This is a genomic window from Ottowia thiooxydans (genome assembly GCF_040548795.1).
In the GTDB taxonomy this organism is placed as follows: Bacteria; Pseudomonadota; Gammaproteobacteria; order Burkholderiales; family Burkholderiaceae_C; genus Ottowia; species Ottowia thiooxydans_A.
In genome coordinates this window covers 157,469-183,748 of record NZ_JBEPSH010000006.1, presented here as the reverse complement: position 1 = coordinate 183,748, position 26,280 = coordinate 157,469, and the positions used below count along the sequence as shown (strand labels likewise).

Below are 26,280 nucleotides of genomic sequence, written 5' to 3'. Positions count from 1 at the left end.
ACTCTTTCAGGCAATGGATTTCGCCGCATCCAATACGGCGGCATGGATACGAGCATAGGTGCCACAGCGGCACAAGTTTGCGCTCATCGCACGATCGATGTCGGCATCGGATGGCTGCTTGTTGACCTTGAGCAGAGCCACTGCCGCCATGATCTGGCCGCTTTGGCAATATCCGCACTGCACCACATCGTGGCGCACCCAGGCTTCTTGCACTGCACGCCCCACTTCGTCCTGCTCGGCCACGGCTTCGATGGTGCGCAGATGCTGGCCTTCGATGGACGCGACAGGTGTCACGCAGGATCGGCGCTGCTGACCGTCGATGTGCACGGTGCAAGCACCGCACACCGCAATGCCGCAACCGAACTTGGTGCCCGTCAGACCAAGCGTGTCGCGCAGCACCCAAAGGACCGGCGTATCGCCTGGCACGTCGACGCTCTGCGGTTGGCCGTTCAATTGGAACGAAATCATGGTTGGCTCCTGGCAGGGGTCTGGTTAGTCAAAACGCCTGAATTGGAGACAACTCGCAGGCTCTTGGCGAAATCCGCGTTCAGGGCTGCACGCGTGCGTCCGGCTGAGGTACGCAACGGTTCGCTCGAATTGCATGGCGCCCCATTTCTGATCCAGGTGCGTACCTGCTCGTCGAAGGAAGGCTTATCAATCGGTGGCAACTGGCGGCCCGGGCCGGGCTCCCAAGCCCAGAGGACCAAGTGGTCAGTGGCCATGTGTTCCTCCAGCATCGCGAGCGATCGCGCCCCATTGGTCTTGGGATCACGGAACACCTTGCACAGGGCTGGGCCCGATAACCCGAGCCATGACATTTTCATATGTGCTGGCGGCATGTGCCAACCGGGCTTGCCGTCGGTTTCAAGTCCTGGCGGTGCGTTGGCAAGCGGGCTGTTCTGGGTCGAATGGCACGTGGCGCACTGCAAAGGCGCCACGCCTCTGCCATCGAGTCCTCTCTGCACGGGCGGGTAGTGCACGCGCTTGAAATCACCTTGCAGCGGCGCATCGGGCACGTGGCAGTTTAGGCAGCGCGGATGGGAGAGCACCCGCTCAATCTGCGCGAACGCTTGCAATCCGGCTCCCCGGTTCGGAGTGGCCGAGACCTGTGTTGGCTCGAACGTCCCGGTGGCCGAGGCCGCAGCCGCCGTCGCCGTGAATGACAACAGCGTGGCGAAAAAGGCCAGGGGCCGGTACAAGAGTGCAGTTCTTTGTGTCATACGTGAGTTATTTTTTGGTCGATTCCAGATCGAAGGCACCGCGTAGGATGAGAGTCTTGAGCCCCTTAAGATGGAGTCTAGGTCTGCGGCCTGGAGTGCAACAGGTCGAGCGCATCCTAGGAAAATAATTCCTACCCTTCTGTCCGTTCCGGTGCGCGGTTTTAGAAAGTAGGATTGAGCTATGTCAGAAATTCTCCCGCTCAGAAAAAATGCACTTGGTGATTTCCTGCGAGCACGACGCGCCGAGGTGCGACCGACTGAAGTGGGTCTGCCGCTCGGCGTGAATGCCCGCAGAGTGCCGGGATTGCGCCGCGAGGAAGTCGCGCAACTCGCGGGTATCAGCTCCGACTACTACAACCGCCTGGAGCAGGGGCGGTTAATGCCCTCCGCGCCGGTCCTGGCCGCCATCGGACGCGGTTTGAAGTTGGATACTGATCAAACCGCCTACCTGCGACGCTTAGTACAGGGCGCACCGCATGGTTCAGTCTCCAGGCCTCTCCAGACGGTCGGGCCGCAGACCGCGCGGCTCATAGCTTTATTGGGCCCGGTTTCCGTTGTGGTTTTTGGGCGGTGCTTAGACGTTTTGGGTTGGAACGCCGTCGCTGCGGAATTGTTAGGAGACTTTTCTGCTTGTCCAGCTAACGAGCGGAACTTCATCCGGATGGCCTTTCTCGACCCTGGGGTGCGTGCTCGCTATGTCGATTGGGAAACGTCCGGCAGGCAATGTGTTGCCTATTTGCGAATGGATATGGCACGCTATCCCGACGATGCGCGGTTGAACGCGCTGGTCAGCGAGCTTTCTGAGAAAGACGCCGATTTTCGAACATGGTGGACGTCTCACCAGGTGGCAATCCCCTCGTGCGGACAGAAAAGTGTCATGCATCCTGTGGTGGGCCAACTAACGCTTGACTGGCAGATGCTCGGATGCGCGGAGGATCCCGATCAGATGATCTACATCATGAGCGCTCCCTCTGGCCAGCCAGCAGCCAATGTGCTGGCCGGCTGGCAAAACCGCTGAGGCAAGCATTTTCGGATCATCGAATGCTCTCAGCAGGTCCCAAGTGCGTTGCGACCGCCTACTTCGCTTTATTTGTCCATGTTGAAGATGATGGTTTTCTCGCGCGTGAAGTGCTCCAGCATCGACGAGACAGACAGCTCTTTTCCTAAACCAGAAGACTTGTACCCGCCATAAGCGGTCCCGATGCCGGCGACAATGTTCTGGTTGACCTGGACGTATCCGGCCTCCAAGCGGTCGGCCGCATCAAGCGCAGTACCAAGGTCTTTAGTCCAGATGGTCGCGCAAAGGCCGAACTCTGTGTCATTCGCCATCCGAAGCGCATCTTCGTACTCTGAAAACTCCATGATGCAGGTCACCGGACCAAATATCTCTTCGCGTGCGACTCGGCTTTCATTGTCAACCCCCACGAGAAGCATGGGCTGTACATAGAACCCATCCTTAAGGTGCGCCTCCGACGGGAGTGCCGAGCAAGCGATGGCTTTGTCGCCTGCTATCTCTCGGCCATGAGCGATGTACCCTTTGACCTTATCGAACTGCGTGCGTGAAATGATGGTCCCGATATCGGTGGATTCATCCAGCGGATCCCCCATCTTCAAAGCATCGACCCGAGCGCGAAGTCTCTTTACAAAGTCCGCAAAGACGGATGCATGGACAAAGATTCGGCTTGCGGCTGAGCAGCTCTGGCCTTGTCGTGTGAAGCGCATACCGTAGACTGCGCCATCAACAGCTTTCGCGATGTCGGCATCACCCATGACGATCATCGGGCTCTTGCCGCCAAGCTCCAAGGTCACTGGCGCTAGTTTTTCTGCGACGGCTCGGTAGATCATTTTCCCCGTTTCTACCGACCCGGTGAATGTCACCTTGGCTACGTCCGGATGAGCCACAAGAGGCGCCCCGCACACGGGCCCATCGCCAGAAAGAATGTTCAGCACGCCCGGGGGCAACACCCGATTCAATAGCTCCACCATTCTCAGTGCGCACAGCGGCGCTTCCTCCGCTGACTTCACGATAACGCTGTTACCTGCAACAAGTGCTGGTGCAATCTTGAAGCCCATCAGAGCGAGTGGTGCATTCCATGGAAGGATGGCGGCCACAACTCCAAGTGGCTCCCGCTTGGTGATCGTCAACATGTTCGGCTTGAACGGGACGGTTTCGCCTTTGAGAGCAGGACCGAGTCCTCCAAAGAATGCGAAGCAATCCGACGCCCATGTGGCCTCCACTCGGGCTTCCGTCCTGATGGCTTTGCCAGTCTCTAACGCTATGAGACGAGCTAACTCCTCCGTGTGGTCCACGAGGACTTGTCCGGCGTCTGCCACCAGTTTGCCGCGCTCCCGAACGGACAACCGGGCCCAAGTGATCTGAGCGCTCTTTGCAATATCGACAGCAAAATCGACATCTTGAGCCGACGCTTCTGCTGCGTCCCCAATGTGCTCACCGGTCGAGGGGCTGTGGATTGGAAAAGTTTTTCCGTCGATCGCAGGTCGAAGAGCGCCGCCTATTAGCAGCTTGTTGCTCAACTGCCGTGCGAGTTGACGGGGGTCTAGCACCGGTTGATGCGAAGTTTCTAATGAATCGGTCACGTGAGTGTTCCTTGTAGATAGATGAGGTTTTCGAAGGTCGCGATAGAAATTGACGCGTCACACGCTGATGAAGGTCAGTTCAAGGAAGGTTCTTTCTGCAAGTACAGGCCACTTTCCAGTGCCTGAGCCACAATGGTCCAGTCTCGGTCGCCATACCCGCACTCGACCACCTTCTTGTAGATCTCGACAACTTCGTCCCCCAAAGGGAGAGAGGCATCTACTTCTCTCGCTGCTGTGACGGCAAGTACCATGTCCTTGAGCATGAGATTCGTTGCAAACCCAGGGGCGTAGCCGCGGCTTGCCGGTGATGTGGGCACCGGCCCGGGCACTGGACAATACGTGGTCAGTCCCCAGCATTGGCCCGATGACGTGGAAACGATATCGAACAGCGTCTGATGATCCAGGCCAAGCTTCTTCCCCAGCACAAATGCCTCAGCGACCACAGTGGTGCTAACGCACGCGATGAGGTTATTGCAGACCTTGGCCACCTGCCCATTTCCAGCAATTCCAGCATGTAAGACTCTCTGCCCCATGTTGCGCAAGAGTGGTTCAGCTCGTTCTACGGCGGTGCGGTCGCCTCCCACAATGAACGTCAATTTCGCTTCTTCAGCCCAAGGCTGGCCGCCAGAAACTGGTGCATCAAGCATCTGAAACCCTGCCGCACCGGCTGCGGAAATCACAGTGCGCGCCGCTTTGGGGCCAATGGTCGAGCAGTCGATAAGCAGCGCGCCGCTGTCAGCAAGCTTGAGGACACCAGCTTCTCCGCAGTAGAGTTCGGTTACTTCATGCGCGTTTCTCAAGATAGAGATCACAACGCTCGCACCTGCGAGCGCCTCTTGCAATGTGGCGGCGGGTGTTCCGCCTGCAGCTCCGAATGCCTCAAGCGCTGCTGGAGAAACATCAAAACCTCGAACGTCATGGCCCGCGCGAACAAGATTCGTCGCCATGGGGCGTCCCATGTTCCCCAATCCGATAAATGCAACTGTCGTCATATGATTTCCTCAGTTATCAAAGGTGTTAGAGAGAAGAGGTTTCTTACAGGCGCCTGCCTGTCCATCGCTGGATGAAACCGACGATGCCCTGGCGAAATAGCACAACGCTCGCGATGAAGATGAGCCCCTGGATCACCATCACCCACGAGCCAAACCCGGCAAGATATTTCATGAGTGCAACCACGAAGGCCGCTCCTACAACCGGGCCAAATATCGTGCCCAATCCACCGATGAGCGTCATGAGGACGGGTTCGCCCGACATCGTCCAGTGGACGTCTGTAAGCGTTGCATACTGAAAAACTATGGCCTTGGTCGCCCCGGCTAACGAAGCGATCCCGGCAGAGATGACGAACAGCGCAAGCTTGTAGCGCGTCGTTTCAAAGCCAAGCGAAGCTGCTCTGGGTTCGTTGTCGCGGATGCTTTTTAGAATTTGTCCGAAAGGAGAGTGGACTACGCGATATGACACGAGCAGGGTCAACGCGAAGAGCACGAATACGAACCAGAAGAGAACACGATCGTCGGCTAGGGGAATGAACCCCAGAAGATTGCCCCGCGGTACCGATTGAATGCCGTCTTCACCTCCTGTGAACTTTGCTTGGGCACAGAAGAAGTAGACCAGTTGTGCAAGGGCAAGCGTGATCATGGCGAACGATATTCCGCGCCGACGGACAGCCAAGGCGCCGATAACCAGGCCGAGTGCGGAGCCTGCCAATGTCCCCAACAGGATCGCTATCTCCGGGTATCCGCCCATTGCTTTGGCCGTGTAAGCGGAGACGTAACTCGCCATTCCCCAGAAGGCTGCGTGGCCGAACGACATCAGGCCACCGTAGCCAAAGAGCAAATTAAAAGACACCGCGAACATCGCGAAGCACAGTATCTTCATCAGGAATAGCGGATACACGAACACAGAGAGCAATGCGATTGCAGCGAGGAACAGGCTCGTGTACAGAACATACTGTTTGTGCTCCTGCACACGAGGCAGGCTAATCGCAGGCACAGCAATGCCGTTTGACATGGAAGCGCTCTTCATATCGATTCCTTCTGACCAAAAATCCCGGATGGGCGTACTAGCAGCATCACGCCCATTGCCAAGAAGATCACCGTCGCGGACGCTTCGGCATAGACAACTTTTGTGAGTCCTTCCAGCATCCCCAGACCGAATCCGGTAAGGATCGCCCCTTTGATGGATCCCATGCCGCCAATGACGACTACCGCGAAAACCACGATGATGAGATCGGCACCCATGCCGGGACTCACCGAGTAAATTGGTGCGGCAAGAACGCCTGCGAAAGCAGCTAATGCAATTCCGACGCCGTATGTCAAAGTGACAAGAACAGGAACGTTGATACCGAACACTTCAGTGAGCCCAGGCCTCTCGGTGGCTGCACGCAAATAGGAGCCCAGAGAAGTCTTTTCGATGAGGAACCACGCGGCCAGGCAGACAGCCAGGCTGACCCCTACCACCCAAAGTCTGTACTTGGGCACGATAAGCAAGCCGAGATTCTGGGATCCCCTGAGCGCGTCAGGTACGGGGTAGGGCAGACCGGAGGAGCCGAAGGCGTTTCGATGCAGCCCTTCAATCACCAGTGCAACGCCAAGGGTCAGGATCATTCCGTACAGAGGGTCCAATCCGTACATCCGTGAGATCAATAGTCGCTCCAACACGACGCCTGAGAGTCCAACGGCAGCTGGCGCAATCAGAAGAGCCCACCAATAGCTGACTCCCAGATAGTTCAAGCACATCCATGCGGCGAAGCCGCCCATCATGTATTGGGCGCCGTGCGAGAAGTTGATAATGCCCAGTAGCCCAAAAATGATGGCGAGTCCAAGACTGAGGATGGCGTAGAAGGAGCCGTTGATAAGGCCGAGCAGGAGTTGCCCGAACAGCACCTGAGGCGCAATGCCCATGATTTCGTTCATGTCCTGTCTTTCTGGTTAGACGCCGAGGTAGCGGCGAATCTTGGCTTGTTCGCGGTCTGCCGATGCGGCGGTGAAGGCATCTACTACGCGTCCTTGATCAACGATGTAATGCCGATCAGCAAGACTCTGTGCGAATTCGAAGTTCTGCTCGACGAGAAGCATCGAATACCCCTGTCTTTTCAGTTGTTGAAGCATGTTGCCAATCTGCTCGACAATCACCGGCGCAAGCCCTTCTGTGGGTTCATCTAGCAGGAGGAACTTGGCCCCGGTTCGCAGCACTCTTGCCATGGCGAGCATCTGTTGCTCGCCGCCCGAAAGCCTGTCGCCATACGACGTCAACCGCGCCTTCAGGTTGGGGAAAAGGTTGAAGATTTGCTCCAAGGAGAAACCGTCTGGCCGCACCTGAGGTGGAAGCATCAGATTCTCCTGAACCGTAAGAGTGGCGTAGATACCTCGATCCTCCGGGACATAGCCGATACCTAACCCGGCAACGCGGCGCGAAGGCAAATTCATGGTTTCGGTGCCCTCTATGAGGACCGATCCCTTGCGTGTTCGAAGTAGCCCCACAATGGCTTTTAGCGTCGTGCTTTTGCCCGCACCGTTGCGTCCCAGCAGAGTCACCACCTCGCCTCGTGACACATTGAAGTCCACTCCGTGCAGGACGTGAGATTCTCCGTACCAAGCGTTGAGGTCGCAGACATGGAGAACCTTTGAGTCCTGGATGGTCGTTGTTGCCAATGCACTCACTTATGCCTCCTGCTCGATACGCGCGGGCGTCGATAAGTTGTCATTGGCGGCAACACTCTCAGTGCAAGTGGACGCATTTCTTTTGCCCCCTCCGATATACGCCTCAACGACCCGAGGGTCGCTCGAAACATGCTTGTAATCGCCTTCTGAAAGAATCTCTCCACGAGCCAACACAGTGATGCGATCACATAGGGTCGCAACGACGGACAGGTTGTGTTCGACCATCAAGACAGTGCGCCCTATGGCAGCCTTGCGGATAAGTCCTGCGACACGATGGATATCCTCTTGACCAAGGCCGGCCAAAGGTTCATCCAGAAGAAGCAATTCCGGCTGGAGAGCCAGCGTCGTGGCCAGTTCGAGCGCGCGCTTTCTGCCATAAGACAGCCCACCGGCTTTCGAATTCTCGAATCCGGTAAGCCCGACCTCTTCAAGAAGCTCATCGCAGCGTTCGTTCAGGGTCGATAATGAGAGATCGGACCTGAACGAATGTTTCAACGGTTCTCGCCGACGCTGTACGGCAATCCGGACGTTCTCCTGGACCGACATCTCGGGGAAGACAGCGGAGATCTGGAATGACCGAACCAGGCCTTGACGAGCCACTTCAGGAGCGCGTTTGTGCGTGATGTCCTGATCCTTGAAAAGAATTTTTCCGTGAGTCGGGCTGAGAAACTTGGTTATCAGGTGAAAGCAGGTCGTTTTGCCGGCGCCATTAGGGCCGATCAATGCGTGAATGTCGCCCTTACGAACCTGAAGATTCACGTCCTTCACTGCGCAGAAAGTGCCGAATTCCTTGGTCAGGCCTACGGTCTTAAGCACAATCTCGTCTGACTTTGTAGGAAGCATGTGGGATGGAAATAGATGTTTGAGAGAACCGCATAAGGACTAGCTTTCACGGTGGCGAGAATGTGACGCCGGCTCACTTCACTAGCGGGCACCCCGTCTGTTCCTTCGGCTGAAAGGCGAGTTCTTCTGGAATCTTTTGGAGGATCTTGTAGTAGTCCCAAGGCGCACGCGATTCCGACGGCGTTTTCACCTGTGTGAGATACATGGCGTGTTGCACTCCGCCGTTCTCCTGAACACGGGTTCGGCCGAATAGAGGGTCTTCAAACCAGCCCACATTGCGCATCTCGGCGACTACTCTCGCGCCGTTCCCGGGAGATCCGGCCCGTTCTACTGCCAAAAGGTAATTAAGGAGGGAGGAATACGCACCAGCCTGGGCCTGTGTAGGCATTTTTCCGTTCATGCGGCTGGCGAAGCGTTTGGAAAAAGCCCTGGTGCTTTCGTTCAAGTCCCAATAGAACGCGGTGGTAAACATGAGGCCTTGCGCGGTTTTTAGCCCCATGGCGTGCACGTCGGTGATGTACAAGTTCAGCGCGGCGAGATTTTGCTTGCCTGGTACTACACCGAACTCTGCGGCTTGTTTGATCGAGTTAATGGTGTCGCCCCCGGCATTTGCCAGGGCAATAACTTTAGCTTTCGATGCCTGAGCTTGAAGCAGGAAAGATGAGAGGTCGGCCGCACTGACGGGATGCCTGACAGTGCCGAGAACTTTGCCGCCAGCCGCCTTTACAGTGTCCGCAGTCTCTTTTTCGAGCGAATGTCCATAGGCATAGTCAGCCGTCATGAAGAACCACGTATTGCCACCTTGTCTGACAACGGCTTTTCCGGTTCCGTTTGCGAATGCCCAATTGGTATAGGTCCATTGAACCGTGTTGGGATTGCACTTCTTGCCGCTCAAGTCCGAATGCGATGCACTGCTCGCAAGGAAAACCTTGTTCTTGTCTTTCACGATGTCGGTAACTGCGAGGGAGACCGGAGAAGGAGCGCCGTCAAGCAGAACGTCTACTGACTCGCGATCAAACCACTCACGCACAATTCCGGTTGCAACGTCGGGCTTGTTTTGGTGATCGGCGGAAACCAGTTCCACCGTCGTGCCCGGGTGGCGTTTGCGGAAGTCTTCAATGGCGAGTTTGGCTGCTTCTACCGAGCCCTGCCCTGTGAGATCTGAAATAAAACTAGACATTGACACCAAGACGCCAACTTTCACCTTGGTTGCTGCCGGAACCTCGTGAACCACAAGGAAAAGTGCAAGCATGGGTACAAACTTCCACGTTCTCATTCGCATTCTTGTCTCCAGTATTTTTTTCTAACGTGATTGACGGGGCTCGATACGACACCAAGTTTGCACTTTGATCTACCTATGTAAAAGTTAATTGTTCTGATCAATCGATAAGAAAGTCATATAGATTTCAGTCGCCTCGTTGCGAGCGGGATGGCTGGGAGAAAGAAAGTAAGAATGCCGCTCACCGACTGCGATAGCCAAGGTAGGTTGTTGAAATCCCGCCATCCGTGCGCACCTGGCCCCAGAGGTTTCACTCAGGGCGAGCAAGTCGTCAGGCAGTTCAGCGCGATCCTGTGACGGTGAGCGTTGCGGCTACGCGGGATAAGGAAAGCGCAGGCAGAGTTACGGTCTCGCAATGGCCAAGCGGGGCGTTCAGGCAGTTCGGTTGCGTATCGAGAACTGCGGTGTTCGAGAAGCCCTGCTTTTCAGCGAACATGTAGATCGGGAAATGGAATTAAGGTCGCGTATGAGCGGACTTCCGCGATGACGAAACCGGAGCCCCTGTCTCACTTGACTAATGCGCAACCCGTCTGCTCTTTCGGTTGAAAGGCCTGATCTTCAGGGATTTTCTGGAGGATCTTGTAATAGTCCCAAGGTGCTCGCGATTCCGCAGGCGTTTTCACCTGAGCGAGGTACATGGCGTGCTGCACGCCACCGTTCTCCTGGACTCGGGTCCGACCAAACAGGGGGTCATCGAACCAGTCCAGTTTGCGCATCTCGGCGACCACCTTGGCGCCATCAGCGGGCGAGCCGACGCGTTGCACTGCCAGAAGGTATTGAAGGACGGAGGAGTACACGCCGGCCTGTGCCTGAGTGGGCATTTTGCCGTTCATACGACCGGCGAAGCGTTTGGAGAATGCCCTGGTGCTGTCGTTCAAGTCCCAATAGAACGCGGTCGTGAGCATGAGGCCTTGCGAGGCTTTGAGACCCATGGCATGCACGTCGGTGATGAATAGCGCCAGGGCAGCGAGATTTTGCTTGCCTGAGACGATGCCAAACTCCGCAGCCTGTTTGATCGAGTTGATGGTATCGCCACCGGCATTTGCCAAGCCAATAACTTTGGCCCTGGATGCCTGAGCTTGAAGAAGGAACGAAGACAGGTCGGACGCGCTGACGGGATGCTTGACAGTCCCTACAACTTTGCCACCGGCCGCTTTGACAGTGTCAGCAGTCTCCTTTTCGAGCGAATGTCCATAGGCATAGTCAGCCGTCAGGAAGAACCAGGTATCTCCGCCTTGTCGGACAACCGCTTTACCCGTTCCGTTTGCAAACGCCCAGTTGGTGTAAGTCCATTGAATAGTGTTGGGGTTGCACTTCTTACCGCTCAGATCCGAGTGCGAAGAACTGGTCGCAAGGTACACCTTGTTTTTGTCTCTGACGATGTCGGTGACCGCGAGAGACACTGGCGAAGGAGGTGCGTCGACTAGAACATCTACGGAGCCCCGATCGAACCACTCACGCACTATTCCCGTTGCAACGTCGGGCTTGTTTTGTTGATCGGCGGAAACCAGGTCCACTGTCACGCCTGGGTGGCGTGCGCGAAAATCCTCAATGGCGAGCTTGGCAGCTTCCACTGAACCTTGACCGGTGAAATCTGAGATAAAGCTGGACATCGACGTCAGGACACCAACTTTCACTTTGGTTGCTGCCGAAGCCTCATGAACCACAAGAAAAAGTGCAAGCATCGGAACAAACTTCCAAGTTCTCATTCGCATTTTTTGTCTCCAATAATTCTTATGACGTGATTGGCGGGGCTTGATACAGCACTGAGTTTGCCCTTTAGCTCTCTTGCATTGAAGTTAATTGTTCTGATAGAGCGATAAGAAAGTCATATGGATTCATGAACGTCTAGTGAGTATGATTCCACCCCGACCGCACCCAGATGGCGCTATCTTGTGGGCACCTCAAACGCCTCAGTATGTCGGCCTCGTCGAGTACCTGAGAAGCGTCAACAGCTATGCAGTTCTTCGTGCTTGGCGGTGGCATAGAGCTTGTGAATGCGCCTCTGTGTGAGGAAATTTATAGCAGCGCTTCAAAGTAATGCAGGTATCACCGTTAGGAGTAAGTATGCGAAGTTTTTATACGATGTCGGCTCTAGTTGTGGCTGCCATCCTTCATCCCACGAGCGTGATGGCTCAGACCACCGTGGAGTGCAGATCACGCGATTACCAATATACCGAGTGCTCAGCTCGAGATCTCTCGCGCCCTCAGTTGATCCATCAAATTTCGAGTAGTTCGTGCATCTTGAATCGGACGTGGGGCTACAACCCGCGTAGCGGCTACATATGGGTGGGTGATGGCTGTGCTGGCACCTTTGCCGACGTGGGTGGTTATCACCATGGTCGTGGCGACACTTACGACGAAGATGCACGCCACTACGACTCGCGAGGCAACGATGCTGGCGCTGTGATTGGCGGTTTAGTATTGGGCGCCATCCTGGGAGCCGCATCGTCGTCGAGTAGTTCTCCTCATCGAGAGAAGTCAGACAGCGGTTATGACGGCTGCCACGGCACAGGTTGCTTGGTAGATGACCCTGACGACGACGGCCCGTCCGAACCAGGTCAACTTGAGATGCGCTGACGCAGATGAAGCAGGCAGTTCCTGCCTAGGGCAGTGATCGTCTGCTCTGCGTCAATAGCAGTTGAAAAAGTGTGATAACCGCTGTGTGCCATCGCCTATGCGGCTTGTTTCGTGCTTGGTAACCGCTTACGCTTACGCTTGCACACGCACTCAAGCATTCACGTAACTTGCGTGTGGCAGCATTCGCTAATGCGTATCTGCTGTCCTAGCGTTCCGACTAGGCGATGCATTGACTTAAATTCTCATATTCATCGAAAAGATTACCTATGTTAAAAATCCCTGCTGCATTTGCTTTGTTGTTGCTCTTCACTGCATCAGCTCAAGCCTCTACGGACATGTGTTTCGAAAAAGCTCAGACGCAGGCGCAACTGAATGAATGTTCAGCAAACGCCCTCAAAACCGCAGATGACGAGCTCAATACACTGTACCGACGCATGCAAGATCGGCTGAGAAGTGATTCCTCGATCAAACCGCTGCTCGTAGATGCCGAGCGGAAATGGATGAGCTTCCGAGACAGTGAATGTGCATTTTCAGCGGTGCGTTCTTCCGGAGGGAGCATGCATGCAATGCAAGTGAATGACTGTCTGACCAGGTTGACGCGTGCGCGTGCGGTTGAACTACAGAACCATTTGGCATGTGGCAGAGGTGCAGGAGAGCAAGAGGCCTCGCAATGCGCGCTTCCAAGAGCCAATCGATGAGGGCCGGGGTTTTCAGCGGACAGCACGCCGCACCGATTATTCAATGGATAGAAGGTGGCATCGTGTTGCGAGTCGTGTTGAATGTGCTCTTCATATCGTTCCTCTCGGCTTGTGCGGCAGTAGGGGATCGTGTCACAAGCGATGTGGCTCCCATGAGCCAGCAGCAAGCTGAGGCCAGTTTCATGGAGCGAGCAAGCCGCCAGTCCACCACTCGCGAGCACGTGACCGTGAGCGTTGCGGCCCTGCGCGATGAGGAAAGCGCCGGCAGCTTCGGTCTCGCCATGGCCGAGCGCGGAGTTCAGCCGGTCTGGGTTCGAATCGAGAACCGCAGTGATCGCCCGTACTGGTTCATGCCGGTGTTCATGGACCGCGATTTCTATTCAGCCCGTGAAACGGCGCACCTGTTTCGTTCTTCGGGTTCCGCTGATCAGATTGAGCGCAAGCTGGTTGAGCGCCAGATCAAAGTTCACGTGGCACCCAAAGAAACCGTGAGTGGCTTCGTCTACACCAACCTCACGCGGGGCATCAAACTCATCAACGTCGAACTTCTGGGGGCTGGGCATGTGCTCCGATTTGATTTCGCGCGGGAACAACCCAGCGGCAAGTTTGACTATCAGACACTTCAATCTGATCGGCTCTTTCCGCCCGAGCGCCATGTGCAGATTGGACTGAACTCGCTCGGAACTGAGCTGCAAAAGTTACCGTGTTGTACAACCAATCTGGAAGGCAATGCGCAAGGCGATCCGCTTAACCTGGTCATGGTGGGCTCCGAGCATGATGTGCTGGTTGCCCTTGTACGTGCCGGTTGGGACTTCACCGAAACCATCAACGCATCAAGCGTCAGCCGCATGGTGGGTGCGTTTATCTTCGGCAGCAGTTACCGCAACTCGCCAGTCAGCGCGCTGCATTTTGAAGGTCGTCCGCAAGATTTCGCCATGCAGCGCGCACGTTCCAGCATTTCACAACGCAATCACTTGCGACTCTGGTTGACGCCGATTCAGGTGAACAACACACCGGTATGGATGGGCCAGATCAGTCGGGATATTGGAGTGAAACTCACCACCCACTCGCCTACGCTGACAACCCATGTGATCGATCCTGATGTGGATGAGTCGCGAGATTATTTGTTGCAAGACATGCTGATGACCAGCAATGTCATGCGATGGGGCTACGTGCCGGGCGTAGGCTCTGCGAGCCAGGATCGACCCCGCACCAACCTGGCGGAAGACCCCTATTTTACCGACGGCCAGAGGCTGGTGCTTTTCGTTTCTCAGAGTCCTCGTGCCATGCAGGATGCTGAGTTTTTTCAATGGCGCCCATGACATGAGGCGTGAAAAGCTTGCCGTGCTCAACGGGATGTTCAATCGAAAGAATATGTCCCACGGCTTGCGCCTGGCCTGGAGGACCAGGTAAGTTGCACGAGGAGAACTCCGCTGCGCCGGGAGACTGTTTCGCCGGGGTTCTTCGGGGTGCATGCAGACGCAAGACTCACCAGCACTGGCTGGAGAGTCCGTCCTTCTATTTGCGTACTTTGACCCCAGCAACCGACATCAAGATGTCCTTGACCGTAGCCGCAGCGGGCGAATACGAACGGTCTTTTCTCCGCACGACTCCTAAGGTGCGATTCAGTACAGGACGGACCAAGGGCCGGTATGTCAAACTGGGATGCTGTTCGGTAGGTAACCCAAGGCGCGGAAGAATGCCAATGCCGAGGGGGGCTTCCAGCATCGCGTGCACGGTTGACAACTGCGATGCGGAGAAAACTCGTGAGAATTTGACGCCGCTTAGAAGCACTTGCTGGTCAGCAACAGCGTTCGCCCCACTAGCGGTAGTGAATGAAACATAGCTCTCACTGTCGAGTTCCGACCACATCACGGTCCGTTTGCGTGCCAGCCGGTGATTCTTGACGCAAACCAGATAGAACGGTTCTTCGACGATCTTTTCAAAGATCAAATCCTCGGGCAGCGCTCCCTCCACTTTTGCGACGATGCCAAAATCCACCTCCCCATAGCGCACCACTTCGATGACCCTGGACGCCACATCGTCTCTCAACGTGAGTTCGACCTCTGGGAACTGGTTTTCGCACTCCATCAGCACGTTGGGCATCAGCCTTCCCGCCACCGATGCAATACTGCTAATCGCCACTTGGCCGCGCCGCGATTGGGCAATCATCCCAACCTCTTTGACCAGAGCATCCAAGTTGCTCAGCGAACGTCCAAGGCTTGAGAAGAAGGCTTCACCAACGACGGTTGGCCGAACCATCCTGGAGGTCCGGTCAAACAAAGTCACGCCCAGCACACCCTCGAGTTCACTTACCGCAAGAGACAAAGCGGGCTGCGAAAGCGAAACGGCGTCGGCCGCGCGGCGAAAGCTTCCATGGTGTGCCACAGCCTGGGCGGCACGTAACTGTCTGAGCGTGTAATGCATAGCAGTGACCTATTGCGTTCGGAAAATGAGCGAATCGTTCGATGGTCAGTGTGAGCGTATCCGTCTCACGGTTTGAGCGGAAACCCAGCATCGCCAAAGATATTTGAAGATACGATTTTCAAATCGATCCATAAGAATAATAAGCTTTTCTTTGCGGTTCGTGCTTCCTATCATTGCTCTCATTGGAATAAAAAACACGGAGACAGTGATGATGATGAACCGGCGATGGGTCGCAGCCAGGGTGCTCTTTACATTGGTGGCGGGTGCTGTTGGTGCGTCGGCTGCAGTAGCAGAGACGGGGTACCCCAAGCGGCCGGTCAAGCTTGTCATTCCATTTTCCGTGGGCGGCGGGACCGACACCGTGTCCCGCGTCTTTGCAGATTACTTGAAAAATCGCCTCGGCCAGTCAGTGGTTGTAGAGAACAAGGGCGGGGCGGGCAGTGCGGTCGGCACAGAGCAGGTTGTTCGCTCGGACCCGGACGGGTACACGCTGCTTGTCAACGCAGATACCGTTGGCATATTTCCCCTGATCTATCCTAATTTGAAGTTTGATGTCCGAAATGATCTGACGCCTATTTCCTTCTTTGCTTCAGCTCCGATTGTTTTGGTTGCTCATCCTTCAGTTGCAGCCAAGGACATCGCAGAGCTTGTTGCCTTGGCTCGCAGTCAACCCGGTGTCGTCACACTGGCAACCTCGGGGCTGGGAACACCGCACGATCTAGCCGCGACGCTGTTCAGCCGGGCTGCCAAAGTGCAGCTCAACGAGATCGCCTACAAAGGAAATGGCCCCGCGCTTGCCGACGTGGTTGCTGGCCATGTCCAGATTGGCATGTTTACGCTGTCGTCGGTTCAGGCGTATGCAGCGGCCGGAAGACTGAAACTGCTCGCCATCACCAGCAAAGAGAGAACATCTCTTGCACCTGAGGTTCCCTCCATGGCCGAGGCGGGTCTGCCGAGTGTCGATATGAGCAGCCGTTACTTGCTAATGGTGCCTGCGAAGACACCGAAAGCTATCGTGAGCCGTCTCGAAGAGGAAGTGGCAGAGATTGCCCGCACGCCTGCCTTCCGGGATCAACTAACAAAGATGGGGTTCGAAGCCCTGAGCACTACTTCGAAGAGCACAGACATGCTTCTTCAAAGAGAGCGAGAGCGATGGACCCCCATCTTTGGTAACGCAAAGCTTGCACCGAAACCTACCAACTGAAAGGAACTGTTATGGCTATTCTTGACATCGCCGGCGACGCTCGCCGTGCATTCGACGTGGCAAAAAAAGGGGGTATCGTGATATTCCCCGTGGATGTCGGCTACTCCATGATTGGTGGATCCAAAGAGGCGCTCAAACGCATCTTCAAGACCAAAGAGAGGGGTGGTCACAAGCGCAACGCCCTTATCTGCGACATGGAGACCCAACGCGAGTTGCAGATTCTGGACACAAGAAAGCAGGAAATGATCGAAGCCATTACGCAGGACTACAACCTGCCGATTGGCCCCATCGCACCGTACCGTGCTGACCATCCGTTGATGCGCGAGATTGATCCAGATTCGCTGGTGGGAAGCACGGCCGGTGGAACGCTGGCGATGCTGGTGAATGCTGGCCCGTTTCATGCGGAGATCTGCCGCCTGAGTAGAGAGGAAAACCATCCTCTGTTCGGCTCATCAGCGAACCTGACCGGAACGGGCACAAAGTTTCGGGTGGAAGACATTCAGCCCGAACTGAGGGCGATTGCTGATCTCACGATCGACTACGGGTTGCGCAAGTACCACACGTACAAGCGCTCGGCGACTCTGATCAACTTCGAGACCATGAAGGTCGTTCGAGTTGGCTCCTGCTACGAACTCATTGCCGATGTGTTGAAGCGGCACTTCAAGGTTGAGTTGCCGCCCGAGTCTGTCGCGGTCAGTGCGCACGGACACGTGGATGAATTTGCACTCCCCGTCATCGCCTGAGCGTCAGCGACTATTGCGTCCAACCCAAGAGAGAGATTGATCATGGCCCCGCTTGAAGGTATCAAAGTTCTTGACCTTACTCACATGCTTTCAGGTCCCTACGGGACCATGATGCTGACGGACCTGGGTGCAAGCACTATCAAGGTGGAGCCACCCGGCTCCGGAGAAGGAACGCGCGCGCTATTGGCCACGGACAAAGAATACTCTCGTCATGGGATGGGCGCCTATTTTCTGACTCTGAACAGAAGCAAGAAGAGCGTCGCCATTGACCTCAAATCAGCGCAGGGTCGCGAAGTGTTCATGGACTTGGTGAGAGAGGCAGATGTGGTTTTCGACAATTTTGCTGTAGGCGTGACCAAGCGTCTTGGCATCCATTACGAAGACCTCGTTAAAGTCAATTCCCGCATCATCACTTGTTCGGTCACTGGATTCGGCGGATACGGACCGGGAGCCAATCGACCAGCATTTGATCAAGTGGTTCAGGCAATGGGAGGCGGCATGTCCATCACAGGATTCCCGGACCAGCCGCCTGTACGTTCTGGAATTGCCATTGGCGACCTGGGCGGAGGTATCTTTGGCGCCATGGGAGTGCTCGCTGCGCTTCAAGCGCGAAGTGTGACTGGCAGAGGCCAGCATGTAGATGTCTCCATGCTTGATGCGCAAATCTCGCTACTCAACTACATGGCAACTATGCATCTGATGTCGGGGCACGTCCCCGAGAGGATTGGCAACGGACACTTTGTGCATGTCCCTTACAACACCTTCCAGTCGAGCGACGGCTATCTGGTCATCGCATGCATTGGCGACGCATTTTTCGAGAAACTTCTGACCGTCATCGATCGGCCCGAACTAGCAAAGCCCGCCTATAAGAAGCAGCCGGCACGCTACGCCGATAAGGAGATCATAGAAAGGATTGTGGGGGAGGAGGTGTTGAAACACCCCAATGGCTACTGGCTGGAGAAGCTTGCCGCTGCACGAGTTCCGTGCGCGCCTGTCAATGACTTCGAACAGGCAACCACCGATCCGCAGGTGATTGCGAGAGACATGGTTGTCGAGGTGCCATTGACAAACGGAGGCACTGTCCGGATGCCCGGCGTACCCATCAAGTTCAGTGACACCAATAGCACCAGCTTCAGCAGTCCGCCTAACCTTGGTCAACATACGAAAGAAGTGCTTTCACAAAGTCTTGGCTATGACCAGGAAAAGATAGACCAGCTTCACGCCGCAGGTGCGATTCAGTAGGAGCCTGGTATGTCCACAGATCCCAATATCCGAATCACAGAGGTGGCCTTGCGTGATGGGCTTCAGGGCCATGCATCGTTCATTCCGACCGAGCAGAAGCTGAACCTTCTGAAGCTATTGTCGAAGGCCGGATTGAACAGCATCGAAGCAACCAGTTTCGTGTCCCCGAAAACGATACCTCAACTGGCGGACGCCGAAGAGCTTATTGCCCGGTCTCGTGAGTTGCCCGATGTACGTCTCTCGGCGCTCGCCCCAAATGTTCGAGGCGTCGAGCGGGCGATTGCCAGCGGCGTTCATGAAGTTGCAGTGGTGCTTGCTGCCACAGACACCATGAATCGAAAGAACCTTGGAATGTCCCTTGATCAAGCAATCGCTGCTAGTGAAGAGGTGATTGCACGGGCGGCCTCCCGCAAGCTTTCAACTCGCGCGTACATTGCAGTTGCGTTTGAGTGTCCTTTTGAGGGGCTGGTCCCCTCGGATGTAGTCGTAAGCCTGGCGGCGCGCATGTTGGACGCAGGTGCAACCGAGTTGGTGATAGCAGACACCATTGGGGCCGCAAGTCCTGCGCAGGTCCAGGAAGTTTGCCGGATTCTTACTAGATCAATACCAAGCGATCTGATCGGGCTGCATCTGCATGACACCAGGGGAATGGGCGTTGCCAACGCGTGGGCAGGAATTTCAGCGGGAATTCGACGATTCGACGCCAGCGCCGGCGGCCTTGGTGGATGCCCGTTCGCCCCTGGGGCCGCTGGAAATCTTGCAACAGAGGATCTGGTGCTTATGGCTGAGTCGTGCGGATACCCCACTGGCGTAGATCTTCCCGCACTCTACGATGCAGTGGCATTCGCCAGTCAGATCACGGGCAGAACCTTGGGCGGGCGCTCAATGTCATGGGCCAAAGCGAGACGAACCGCCTCCGTGGCCGAATCTTCTTAGGACTTGGCAATGACAACAGGCACATCGCCCCGCACGCTCTTCCGCAAGCTTTGGGACTCCCACCTCGTAGGAACTTCTGACGGACTCTCGCAGATCTACATTGACCGCCATTTGGTGCACGAGGTTTCCTCTCCGCAGGCCTTTGAGGCCCTCCGCGATGCCGCCCGCCCGCTCTGGCGGCGAGAGTCCATTCTGGCGGTTCCCGATCACAATGTCCCGACGACAGATCGCACTACCGGCGTGCCAGAGGGTCTCTCCAAGGTCCAGCTTGACACTCTGAACAACAACGCCGTTTCCAATGGACTTAGATACTTTCCCCTTAGTGACGTCCGGCAAGGTATTGTTCATGTCGTGGGACCGGAGCAGGGCTTTACTCTGCCGGGGCTGACGGTGGTCTGTGGAGACTCGCACACGACTACTCATGGAGCACTCGGATGTTTGGCATTCGGAATAGGGACGTCCGAAGTTGAGCATGTCATGGCAACCCAGACAGTTTTTATGCCGTTGCCCAAGACAATGAGGGTAAGCTTTCGTGGAGAGATTGGCCGGGGTGTGTCTGCAAAGGACATGGCACTTTTCTTCATCGGACGGGTAGGAACGAGCGGTGCGGCGGGCCATGTGATCGAGTTCGATGGAGAAGCAGTGACGGCACTTTCCATAGAAGGCCGCATGACCCTGTGCAATATGTCAATTGAAGCAGGCGCTCGGGCGGCAATGGTGGCCGTGGACGAAAAGACCATTGCCTATGTCAAGGGCCGTCCCCTCGCTCCGACAGGCGCAATGTGGAATAAGGCGGTGACTCAATGGCAAGAGTTGGTGTCGGATGCTGGCGCATCCTTCGATTCCGAACTGTTCATTGAAGCTGACGTTATTGCACCTCAAGTCACTTGGGGCACCTCTCCGGATATGGTGGGCGCGGTGTCAGACCGCATTCCGGACCCGCAGGAGGTCGAAGATCCCACGCGGCGTGCTGATCTGGCGCGAGCGCTGGCTTATATGGGTTTACAGCCGCACTCCAGCCTGGGCGATCTTAGGGTTGATCATGTCTTTATCGGCTCGTGTACCAACTCCAGAATCGAAGATCTCAGAGCAGCGGCTCAAATCGTCGAGGGCAGAAGAGTTTCATCCCACGTGCGTCAGGCGTTGGTTGTGCCCGGTTCGGGCCTCGTGGCAGAGCAGGCTGCTCGCGAAGGTCTGGATAAGGTCTTTATTGACGCAGGCTTTCAGTGGCGGGCACCAGGTTGTTCGATGTGCCTGGGTATGAACGGTGATGAAGTAGGTGCGGGTGAGCGCTGCGCGTCTACTTCAAACAGGAATTTCGAAGGGCGGCAGGGAGACCGAGGGCGAACCCACTTGGTGAGTCCTCAGATGGCGGCTGCGGCCGCTATCGCCGGAACATTCGTCGATCTGCGAGAAGGTTGGTTGCCCACATGACGCCGTTCATCTCACACTCCGGGATAGTGCTACCCTTGGACCGCGCCAACGTTGATACCGACGCGCTGGTTCCAAAGCAGTTTCTAAAGTCCATATCTCGCACGGGATTTGGTCCCAACTTGTTCGATGGCTGGCGCTACTTGGATCCACATGTCGAGGGATCGGCGGTACGACGCCGCGAGAACCCGGATTTCATACTGAATCGTCTGCCCTATCGGAACAGCACAATACTTCTGGCGCGCGAGAACTTCGGTTGTGGGTCCAGCCGGGAACACGCTGCCTGGGCATTGAAAGACTACGGTTTTCGTGCCCTTATCGCACCGTCATTCTCGGACATCTTCACTGCCAACGCATTCAAAAATGGGCTGTTGCCAGTAGTCCTCCAATCGACTGAAGTTGACGCATTGTTCAATGCTCTGGCCGAAGATTCTTCTATCAGCGTGACTGTAGATTTGTGTGATTGCCTCGTGAGTCACCCACGTCTTGGCGAATTTCAGTTCGTTGTTCCCGAAGTGCAGAAACAGGCGCTGCTGCAGGGGATCGATGATGTTGGCTCGACGCTCATGAACGCGAACCTCATTGCAGAGTTTGAGAAGTTGCATACAGCCCGTAACCCATGGGTCTGACCTGCGGCAATGAGGTCTATTTCGTGCACCGCTGACTTCTCATGACGTTATCCTTGGCCCAATGCCCATGGGCCTCGCGCGCATCCTGCGGGCACGTGCAATTCTCCTTTGGGATATTCAAGGCCGTTGCACTTCATTAGAAATGCGGTGAAAACTATTACAGGGCCTGGACCAATTGCTAACGAACGCCTGGAGGTAGATAATTGCGAAATGTGATTTTTTCCTCAAACCTTTGGAAAAATCACTTTTCGTAGAGGCTGCATGTGCTGATTTGAAGATACTTGGTGGGAGTAATCCAACATTGAGGAGTTCGAATATGACAGGGAAGAAGCCAGAAGACCTTAGCGGTCAAAACCCCAAGGGCAGTTTCACAAAGCCGTTACCGTCAGTCCTGATTGGGCTGGGCCTGATGGCAGCGGGAGCGTCCGGCTCAGCGTTGGCCCAAGCGCAGAACGATACCTATAGCACCCCGGCTAACACTGCGCTCAGCGGCAACAACGTGGCCGACAACGACCTCTGGGCGAACACGTTTACCACGGTGCTGACCGCTCTGCCTTCGCATGGCACGGTAACGCTGGATCCAGCCGGTACCTTTGTGTACACGCCGGCAGCGGGTTACTCGGGCCCAGATCAGTTCACCTATATGTTGGAGGATCCCAGTGCCGGCAACAGTTATGCGACTGTCGATATCACTGTGATCGCGCCGCCAGCTCCGCCAGCCCCCGCAGCGGTGCCTGCATTGGGTCCGGCCTCAACAGGATTGCTGTCCGCTTCGCTCGCATTGCTTGCGATGCGCCTGCGTAGACGAAAAAAAGATGAGTAACTTGCGCCTCAGGGTATGTTCGCTGCTCGACAGTAGCGACTATGGTCTGATCGGCATAGGGTTTGTAGATAGCCTGCGAAAAGCGGGCATTCCAGTTCAATGGGTGCCCTTGAAACGCCTGGGGACTCAATCGGTCTCTCCCATGGCTCCGGATGAGGTGCAGGCCTGCCTGTCCGCGATTCAGCAATTGGGCAAGGTGGATGATTTGGCAGGCTTGGTCAAATCGACCGCTGCTTCGGTCAACCATGATGCGGTTTTCCTTTGCATTGAACCGGAATATTGGCCGCGATTGCTTGAAAGCGGCAAGCGCCACGCGGGCTACGTGCTCTGGGACTCTAGTCGGCTACCGACACATTGGGTGCGCATTCTGGAGCAGACTGATGCCGTATGTGTTCCTAGCCGCTTCACGCAGGAGGCTATACAGCGAAGCCTTCCAGAGATGCCACTGTTTCGCATACCACCTGTCTATTCAGCAGGCCATGCACAGGTTTCTGCGGATGCGGGCGAAGCGCTTCGGTCAGCGTTGGATTTGCCCGACAGCACTTTTGTGTTCTATTCGATGGGCCCCTGGCTGCCTCAAAACAACCAGAGAGATCTGGTTCGCGCATTTGCCCAGGCTTTCGATGCTCAAGATCCGGTGACCTTGGTGCTCAATACTTCCGAGGAAGGACTTGGCGTGCCGCCGTGGTACAGCAAATCAGCTACGGACGCGTTGCTACAGATAGAGCTCGACCGGCTCATGAAGGAGAGGAACACCGATTTGCCTGCCATCTGTCTGTTGCCTTATACATTGAACGGGTTAGCGATGGAGGCACTGCATCACCTGGGTGACTGCTATGTCTCACTGTCACATGGAACAGCCTGGGACATGATGGCCTACTTGGCGGCGCTGCGTGGCAATCCCGTTGTGATGACCAAATGGGGCGGGCAATGCGATTTTCTTGGCAGCGATTGGCCCGGTGCCATTGATTACAGGTTGCAGCCTACGCCGGTCTGGCCTCCGTCAGCGCCGTTGAACTGGCCGGATCAAAGGTGGGCCCAGCCAAGCATAGACTCCGCCATGGCGCGCATGCGCGAGGCAGTCGAGGCACGGGATGCACATGAGGCCAGGGCCCGGCGAGCTGCCGCTGAAATTGCTCGCGCTTATCCAGAAACCGCCATTGTGAGCGACCTTCTTGAAGTGTTCAGGGCGTTGTCCGCGCCTGTCGGGGCTGACCCGGCTACAGAAGGTGCAAACTTGAGCTGATCTTCTTGAATCCAGCATGCTTACCTTAAGAATCGGCTTCACCGATCTCCCCGAAGCGATAGCAGCATTCTTTGTCGGAATGCTATCGAAACGCTACACCGTGATCAGGGATGACATCCAACCCGAGATTCTCATCTTCGGAGACGTGATTCATGGGCTCAACAATCTGAGATTCGACGGATCGAATTGCATCAAGCTTTTTTATACGCCGGAGAATCACCGCGCTTGGCGTTACCAGTGCGATTACGCGGTGACCTTCGATCATTTCGAAACCGACAGGCACCGCAGATTGCCCTTGTATGTCATTTATGACCACGACTTCAATCTGATACAGCAGCGCAGGCGTCAAGCGGACGATGGATTCGAAGAGAAGAAATTCTGCTCCTTTCTGGTCAAGAACCCGCGCTGCGCAAAACGAAACCTGTACTTCGAGGCACTGCAGAACTACAAGCGCGTGGACGCCGGAGGTCCGCTGTTCAACAACATGGGCCGGGTTGTCGGGGGTAGCGTTCCAGACAAGATCGCCTTTCTGAACGATTACAAATTCAACCTTTGTTTCGAGAATTCCAGCCATCCAGGGTATGTGACCGAAAAGCTGCTTGAAGCCTTGTGTGCCCGTACGATTCCCATCTACTGGGGAAGCCCGACGGTCGCTCTAGATTTCAATCCCAAGGCATTCCTCAATTGGCACGACTATGAAGACGACCATGACTTCATCCGGGCCATCATCGCGCTGGACCAAGACGACGATGCCTACCGAGAAATGTACATGCAGCCTCTCTTTCCTGAGAACCGTCCAAACAGGTATTTTGAGTTCGAACGGTTCCTTAACTGGTTCGATCAAGGTGCCGCGCGTGACGCCAAGGCGCTGATTCACCGCTCAAGCTGATCCAGGGTTTTGTATGCTTCGAGCCGGCGGGGGTACCACCTATCATGGTAGTTTCCCAGCCGACCCCACCGTCTGGCTGGAGCCTGGCTTCTGGACAGATCCTTTGGCATTGCGCCGATAAGACCTTTCTCCCCAAGATCATGAGTAAAGATAAAGCGATCATTCCGGCTACGACGGCGCTGATCGTCATCGACCTGCAAAACGATTTCCTGCATCCCCAGGGCGCCTATGCCCGGGGGGGCGACTCCAATCCACCGGCATTGTTACTCCCAGCGTGTGTGGCCGAGGTGGCCAGGACTCTCAAGGCCGCTGGTGGCATGGTGGCGACCAGCCAATTCACGCTCTGGCACGATGCGGCGGGAGAGCCCATGGTGTCGCCGCACCTCAAGGCGCTGCGCCCTTATCTGAGCAAAGGCGACTTTGCCGCAGGCAGCTGGGGCCATGCGAACGTGGATGAACTCCAGGGCCTGGTGGACGTGACCGTCAACAAGGTGGCCTACTCCGCCTTCTTCAACACCCAGCTGGATTGGGTGTTGCGCCGCGCGGGCATCGACACCGTGGCGGTTTGCGGCATTGTGACCAATGGCGGCGTGGCGAGCACCGTGCGTGATGCGCATATGCGGGACTACCACGCCGTGGTGCTGAGCGATGGCTGCGCAGCGTTCGGTGAGGAAAGACACAACACCTCATTGGCTGATATGCGCAACGTGGCCGAGGTGATGAGCTGCCAGGATTTCACTCAGGCGCTTGCGTAGAGCGTTTCCATTTTTCGGGCTCACGAAAGTCCGTTCCCCCGAGGTTCTATGGTTGCCGTCAAGTGGCAAGTGTCCCTTGAACAAACAACACCGTTCGGGCTGAGCTTGTCGAAGCCTTGCGCAACGCTTCGACAAGCTCAGCGCGAACGGATTGGAGTGAACTCTGACGCTTTGCAAAAAACCAGACTAATTGAAAAAAGTCAGCTTGCTCAGTCTGAAGTTTGAACTACTGGATGCGGGCGTTCAGCTCGCGGCTGATCCACACACTGGTGGTGTCGGCTTCGTCTGCACGAGAAAGACTCATTTCGTACTCGTAGCGATCAGGGCGGTACAGTCCTTGCAGCCACTGAACGGGCCGTGCGTTCTTGTCGAATACCAGGCGGTTGACTGCAAGCAAGGCCGTGCCCACAGGAACGGCCAAGTGCCTGGCAACCACGCTGTCGGCCTGCTTGGCTGAAATCGTCTGCGTGGCCGTTGCGATCTCCACGCCCGCCTCTTCCATCAAGGTCAAAATGGGCTTGCGCTCCAGCTTGGATTTGGTGAGGCCGGGGAAAACAGCGGATGGCAACCACGCCACGATATGCGAGACCGGTCCATCCGTGGTGCTGCGCAGTCTCACCACTCTGAGCACAGCGGTGCCCACCTCCACTTGCAACGCTGCTGCCACGGACTCCGTGGCAGGCTGACGCCCATGTTCCAGAACCTTGACTGTGGTGCTCCGGTTGATATCGACCAGTTTGTCCAGCAGGTGAGGGGGCGCTGATCCGGGGGCCGCTTTGCCGGGTGCGCCCTGGGCCTCCAGCCGCCGTGTTCCGCGGCCAGCGGTTCGCTCAATCAGCCCCTCTGCTGCCAGGTTGCCCAAGGCCTTTCGAATGGTGACCCTGGATACTTCGAACTCGGTGGAAAACTCCATCTCGCCCGGGAGTCCATTGTTGTAGATGCCCTCAAGCAACCGCTCCTTGAGGACAAGGTAGATGCGGTGGTACTTCGGCAAAGGCATGGAAATTTGCATGACCCGTATTTTATTTGTATGATCGTAAATACATTAAGACAAATAGTGCAGGGCAATCTTGATGGT

26 protein-coding genes are annotated in these 26,280 nt (G+C 55.9%); 14 read left to right on the top strand and 12 right to left on the bottom strand.

Features of this window, described 5'->3' with window-relative positions; genetic code table 11:
* Positions 1-6: 6 nt before the first annotated feature.
* Both ABIE13_RS15670 and ABIE13_RS15665 read right to left on the bottom strand, forming a co-directional pair.
* Positions 7-468 carry a (2Fe-2S)-binding protein gene (locus ABIE13_RS15670; RefSeq protein ID WP_354445062.1) on the bottom strand — a complete coding sequence of 154 codons (462 nt, stop codon included), beginning with the start codon at positions 466-468 and terminating at the stop codon, positions 7-9.
* Positions 465-1,220 carry a hypothetical protein gene (locus ABIE13_RS15665; protein WP_354445060.1) on the bottom strand — a complete coding sequence of 252 codons (756 nt, stop codon included), beginning with the start codon at positions 1,218-1,220 and terminating at the stop codon, positions 465-467. The genes ABIE13_RS15670 and ABIE13_RS15665 overlap by 4 nt, the downstream gene beginning before the upstream one ends.
* Before the next feature lie 181 nt (positions 1,221-1,401).
* Here ABIE13_RS15665 and ABIE13_RS15660 point away from each other — a divergent pair, with 181 nt between their 5' ends.
* Positions 1,402-2,238, top strand: coding sequence for a helix-turn-helix domain-containing protein (locus ABIE13_RS15660; protein WP_354445058.1), 837 nt, complete (start codon positions 1,402-1,404; stop codon positions 2,236-2,238).
* A gap of 68 nt (positions 2,239-2,306) precedes the next feature.
* Here ABIE13_RS15660 and ABIE13_RS15655 read toward each other — a convergent pair whose 3' ends face one another.
* The 8 genes from ABIE13_RS15655 to ABIE13_RS15620 form a co-directional block, all read right to left on the bottom strand.
* On the bottom strand, positions 2,307-3,818 hold the full coding sequence (locus tag ABIE13_RS15655; protein ID WP_354445056.1) for an aldehyde dehydrogenase family protein: 1,512 nt from the start codon (positions 3,816-3,818) through the stop codon (positions 2,307-2,309).
* Between the two features lie 74 nt (positions 3,819-3,892).
* A complete protein-coding gene (gene mmsB / locus ABIE13_RS15650; RefSeq protein WP_354445054.1) occupies positions 3,893-4,810 on the bottom strand; it encodes a 3-hydroxyisobutyrate dehydrogenase in 918 nt (305 codons plus the stop codon).
* Between the two features lie 43 nt (positions 4,811-4,853).
* Positions 4,854-5,840 (bottom strand): branched-chain amino acid ABC transporter permease, encoded by a 987-nt coding sequence (locus ABIE13_RS15645; RefSeq protein WP_354445052.1) that lies wholly within the window; start codon positions 5,838-5,840, stop codon positions 4,854-4,856.
* Positions 5,837-6,730: a branched-chain amino acid ABC transporter permease gene (locus ABIE13_RS15640; RefSeq protein ID WP_354445050.1), complete on the bottom strand. Its 894-nt coding sequence runs from the start codon at positions 6,728-6,730 to the stop codon at positions 5,837-5,839. The genes ABIE13_RS15645 and ABIE13_RS15640 overlap by 4 nt, the downstream gene beginning before the upstream one ends.
* A gap of 15 nt (positions 6,731-6,745) precedes the next feature.
* Positions 6,746-7,477, bottom strand: a complete 732-nt coding sequence (locus ABIE13_RS15635; protein WP_354445048.1) for an ABC transporter ATP-binding protein — start codon at positions 7,475-7,477, stop codon at positions 6,746-6,748.
* Positions 7,478-8,320 carry an ABC transporter ATP-binding protein gene (locus ABIE13_RS15630; protein WP_354445046.1) on the bottom strand — a complete coding sequence of 281 codons (843 nt, stop codon included), beginning with the start codon at positions 8,318-8,320 and terminating at the stop codon, positions 7,478-7,480.
* Between the two features lie 73 nt (positions 8,321-8,393).
* Complete coding sequence (locus ABIE13_RS15625; RefSeq protein ID WP_354445044.1) at positions 8,394-9,572, bottom strand: ABC transporter substrate-binding protein; 1,179 nt, start codon at positions 9,570-9,572, stop codon at positions 8,394-8,396.
* A gap of 533 nt (positions 9,573-10,105) precedes the next feature.
* Positions 10,106-11,314, bottom strand: a complete 1,209-nt coding sequence (locus ABIE13_RS15620) for an ABC transporter substrate-binding protein (RefSeq protein WP_354445042.1) — start codon at positions 11,312-11,314, stop codon at positions 10,106-10,108.
* Between the two features lie 352 nt (positions 11,315-11,666).
* Here ABIE13_RS15620 and ABIE13_RS15615 point away from each other — a divergent pair, with 352 nt between their 5' ends.
* From ABIE13_RS15615 to ABIE13_RS15605, 3 genes are all read left to right on the top strand, one after another.
* Positions 11,667-12,179: a DUF3011 domain-containing protein gene (locus tag ABIE13_RS15615; RefSeq protein WP_354445040.1), complete on the top strand. Its 513-nt coding sequence runs from the start codon at positions 11,667-11,669 to the stop codon at positions 12,177-12,179.
* A 266-nt stretch (positions 12,180-12,445) separates the two neighbouring features.
* Positions 12,446-12,877: a lysozyme inhibitor LprI family protein gene (locus ABIE13_RS15610; RefSeq protein ID WP_354445038.1), complete on the top strand. Its 432-nt coding sequence runs from the start codon at positions 12,446-12,448 to the stop codon at positions 12,875-12,877.
* Positions 12,850-14,199, top strand: coding sequence for an LssY C-terminal domain-containing protein (locus tag ABIE13_RS15605; protein WP_354445036.1), 1,350 nt, complete (start codon positions 12,850-12,852; stop codon positions 14,197-14,199). Before ABIE13_RS15610 ends, ABIE13_RS15605 begins: the two co-directional genes overlap by 28 nt.
* 196 nt (positions 14,200-14,395) lie before the next feature.
* Here ABIE13_RS15605 and ABIE13_RS15600 read toward each other — a convergent pair whose 3' ends face one another.
* Entirely contained in the window at positions 14,396-15,304 is a 909-nt protein-coding gene (locus ABIE13_RS15600) for a LysR family transcriptional regulator (RefSeq protein WP_354445034.1), read from the bottom strand.
* 208 nt (positions 15,305-15,512) lie between these two features.
* Here ABIE13_RS15600 and ABIE13_RS15595 point away from each other — a divergent pair, with 208 nt between their 5' ends.
* From ABIE13_RS15595 to ABIE13_RS15550, 10 genes are all read left to right on the top strand, one after another.
* Positions 15,513-16,508 (top strand): Bug family tripartite tricarboxylate transporter substrate binding protein, encoded by a 996-nt coding sequence (locus tag ABIE13_RS15595; protein ID WP_354445032.1) that lies wholly within the window; start codon positions 15,513-15,515, stop codon positions 16,506-16,508.
* Positions 16,509-16,519: 11 nt separating this feature from the next.
* Positions 16,520-17,251: a Sua5/YciO/YrdC/YwlC family protein gene (locus ABIE13_RS15590; RefSeq protein WP_354445030.1), complete on the top strand. Its 732-nt coding sequence runs from the start codon at positions 16,520-16,522 to the stop codon at positions 17,249-17,251.
* 42 nt (positions 17,252-17,293) lie between these two features.
* Positions 17,294-18,493 (top strand): CaiB/BaiF CoA transferase family protein, encoded by a 1,200-nt coding sequence (locus ABIE13_RS15585; RefSeq protein WP_354445028.1) that lies wholly within the window; start codon positions 17,294-17,296, stop codon positions 18,491-18,493.
* A gap of 9 nt (positions 18,494-18,502) precedes the next feature.
* Complete coding sequence (locus ABIE13_RS15580; RefSeq protein ID WP_354445026.1) at positions 18,503-19,429, top strand: hydroxymethylglutaryl-CoA lyase; 927 nt, start codon at positions 18,503-18,505, stop codon at positions 19,427-19,429.
* A gap of 9 nt (positions 19,430-19,438) precedes the next feature.
* A complete protein-coding gene (gene leuC, locus ABIE13_RS15575; protein WP_354445024.1) occupies positions 19,439-20,863 on the top strand; it encodes a 3-isopropylmalate dehydratase large subunit in 1,425 nt (474 codons plus the stop codon).
* Complete coding sequence (gene leuD / locus ABIE13_RS15570) at positions 20,860-21,489, top strand: 3-isopropylmalate dehydratase small subunit (protein ID WP_354445022.1); 630 nt, start codon at positions 20,860-20,862, stop codon at positions 21,487-21,489. The genes leuC and leuD overlap by 4 nt, the downstream gene beginning before the upstream one ends.
* Positions 21,490-21,805: 316 nt before the next feature.
* Positions 21,806-22,312, top strand: coding sequence for an Ig-like domain-containing protein (locus ABIE13_RS15565; RefSeq protein WP_354445020.1), 507 nt, complete (start codon positions 21,806-21,808; stop codon positions 22,310-22,312).
* Complete coding sequence (locus ABIE13_RS15560; RefSeq protein ID WP_354445018.1) at positions 22,305-23,558, top strand: hypothetical protein; 1,254 nt, start codon at positions 22,305-22,307, stop codon at positions 23,556-23,558. The genes ABIE13_RS15565 and ABIE13_RS15560 overlap by 8 nt, the downstream gene beginning before the upstream one ends.
* Positions 23,559-23,574: 16 nt before the next feature.
* Complete coding sequence (locus ABIE13_RS15555; protein ID WP_354445016.1) at positions 23,575-24,447, top strand: glycosyltransferase family 10 domain-containing protein; 873 nt, start codon at positions 23,575-23,577, stop codon at positions 24,445-24,447.
* Positions 24,448-24,587: 140 nt separating this feature from the next.
* On the top strand, positions 24,588-25,202 hold the full coding sequence (locus ABIE13_RS15550) for a cysteine hydrolase family protein (RefSeq protein WP_354445014.1): 615 nt from the start codon (positions 24,588-24,590) through the stop codon (positions 25,200-25,202).
* Positions 25,203-25,428: 226 nt separating this feature from the next.
* Here ABIE13_RS15550 and ABIE13_RS15545 read toward each other — a convergent pair whose 3' ends face one another.
* Complete coding sequence (locus ABIE13_RS15545) at positions 25,429-26,214, bottom strand: GntR family transcriptional regulator (RefSeq protein WP_354445012.1); 786 nt, start codon at positions 26,212-26,214, stop codon at positions 25,429-25,431.
* Positions 26,215-26,280 lie beyond the last annotated feature (66 nt).

Coding starts and splice junctions, on each gene's coding strand:
- ABIE13_RS15670 (WP_354445062.1), bottom strand. CDS start 468: ATGATTTCGTTCCAATTGAACGGCCAACCGCAGAGCGTCGACGTGCCA.
- ABIE13_RS15665 (WP_354445060.1), bottom strand. CDS start 1,220: ATGACACAAAGAACTGCACTCTTGTACCGGCCCCTGGCCTTTTTCGCC.
- ABIE13_RS15660 (WP_354445058.1), top strand. CDS start 1,402: ATGTCAGAAATTCTCCCGCTCAGAAAAAATGCACTTGGTGATTTCCTG.
- mmsB (WP_354445054.1), bottom strand. CDS start 4,810: ATGACGACAGTTGCATTTATCGGATTGGGGAACATGGGACGCCCCATG.
- ABIE13_RS15645 (WP_354445052.1), bottom strand. CDS start 5,840: ATGAAGAGCGCTTCCATGTCAAACGGCATTGCTGTGCCTGCGATTAGC.
- ABIE13_RS15640 (WP_354445050.1), bottom strand. CDS start 6,730: ATGAACGAAATCATGGGCATTGCGCCTCAGGTGCTGTTCGGGCAACTC.
- ABIE13_RS15630 (WP_354445046.1), bottom strand. CDS start 8,320: ATGCTTCCTACAAAGTCAGACGAGATTGTGCTTAAGACCGTAGGCCTG.
- ABIE13_RS15625 (WP_354445044.1), bottom strand. CDS start 9,572: ATGCTTGCACTTTTCCTTGTGGTTCACGAGGTTCCGGCAGCAACCAAG.
- ABIE13_RS15620 (WP_354445042.1), bottom strand. CDS start 11,314: ATGCGAATGAGAACTTGGAAGTTTGTTCCGATGCTTGCACTTTTTCTT.
- ABIE13_RS15615 (WP_354445040.1), top strand. CDS start 11,667: ATGCGAAGTTTTTATACGATGTCGGCTCTAGTTGTGGCTGCCATCCTT.
- ABIE13_RS15610 (WP_354445038.1), top strand. CDS start 12,446: ATGTTAAAAATCCCTGCTGCATTTGCTTTGTTGTTGCTCTTCACTGCA.
- ABIE13_RS15605 (WP_354445036.1), top strand. CDS start 12,850: ATGCGCGCTTCCAAGAGCCAATCGATGAGGGCCGGGGTTTTCAGCGGA.
- ABIE13_RS15600 (WP_354445034.1), bottom strand. CDS start 15,304: ATGCATTACACGCTCAGACAGTTACGTGCCGCCCAGGCTGTGGCACAC.
- ABIE13_RS15595 (WP_354445032.1), top strand. CDS start 15,513: ATGATGATGAACCGGCGATGGGTCGCAGCCAGGGTGCTCTTTACATTG.
- ABIE13_RS15590 (WP_354445030.1), top strand. CDS start 16,520: ATGGCTATTCTTGACATCGCCGGCGACGCTCGCCGTGCATTCGACGTG.
- ABIE13_RS15585 (WP_354445028.1), top strand. CDS start 17,294: ATGGCCCCGCTTGAAGGTATCAAAGTTCTTGACCTTACTCACATGCTT.
- ABIE13_RS15580 (WP_354445026.1), top strand. CDS start 18,503: ATGTCCACAGATCCCAATATCCGAATCACAGAGGTGGCCTTGCGTGAT.
- leuC (WP_354445024.1), top strand. CDS start 19,439: ATGACAACAGGCACATCGCCCCGCACGCTCTTCCGCAAGCTTTGGGAC.
- leuD (WP_354445022.1), top strand. CDS start 20,860: ATGACGCCGTTCATCTCACACTCCGGGATAGTGCTACCCTTGGACCGC.
- ABIE13_RS15565 (WP_354445020.1), top strand. CDS start 21,806: ATGACAGGGAAGAAGCCAGAAGACCTTAGCGGTCAAAACCCCAAGGGC.
- ABIE13_RS15560 (WP_354445018.1), top strand. CDS start 22,305: ATGAGTAACTTGCGCCTCAGGGTATGTTCGCTGCTCGACAGTAGCGAC.
- ABIE13_RS15555 (WP_354445016.1), top strand. CDS start 23,575: ATGCTTACCTTAAGAATCGGCTTCACCGATCTCCCCGAAGCGATAGCA.
- ABIE13_RS15550 (WP_354445014.1), top strand. CDS start 24,588: ATGAGTAAAGATAAAGCGATCATTCCGGCTACGACGGCGCTGATCGTC.
- ABIE13_RS15545 (WP_354445012.1), bottom strand. CDS start 26,214: ATGCAAATTTCCATGCCTTTGCCGAAGTACCACCGCATCTACCTTGTC.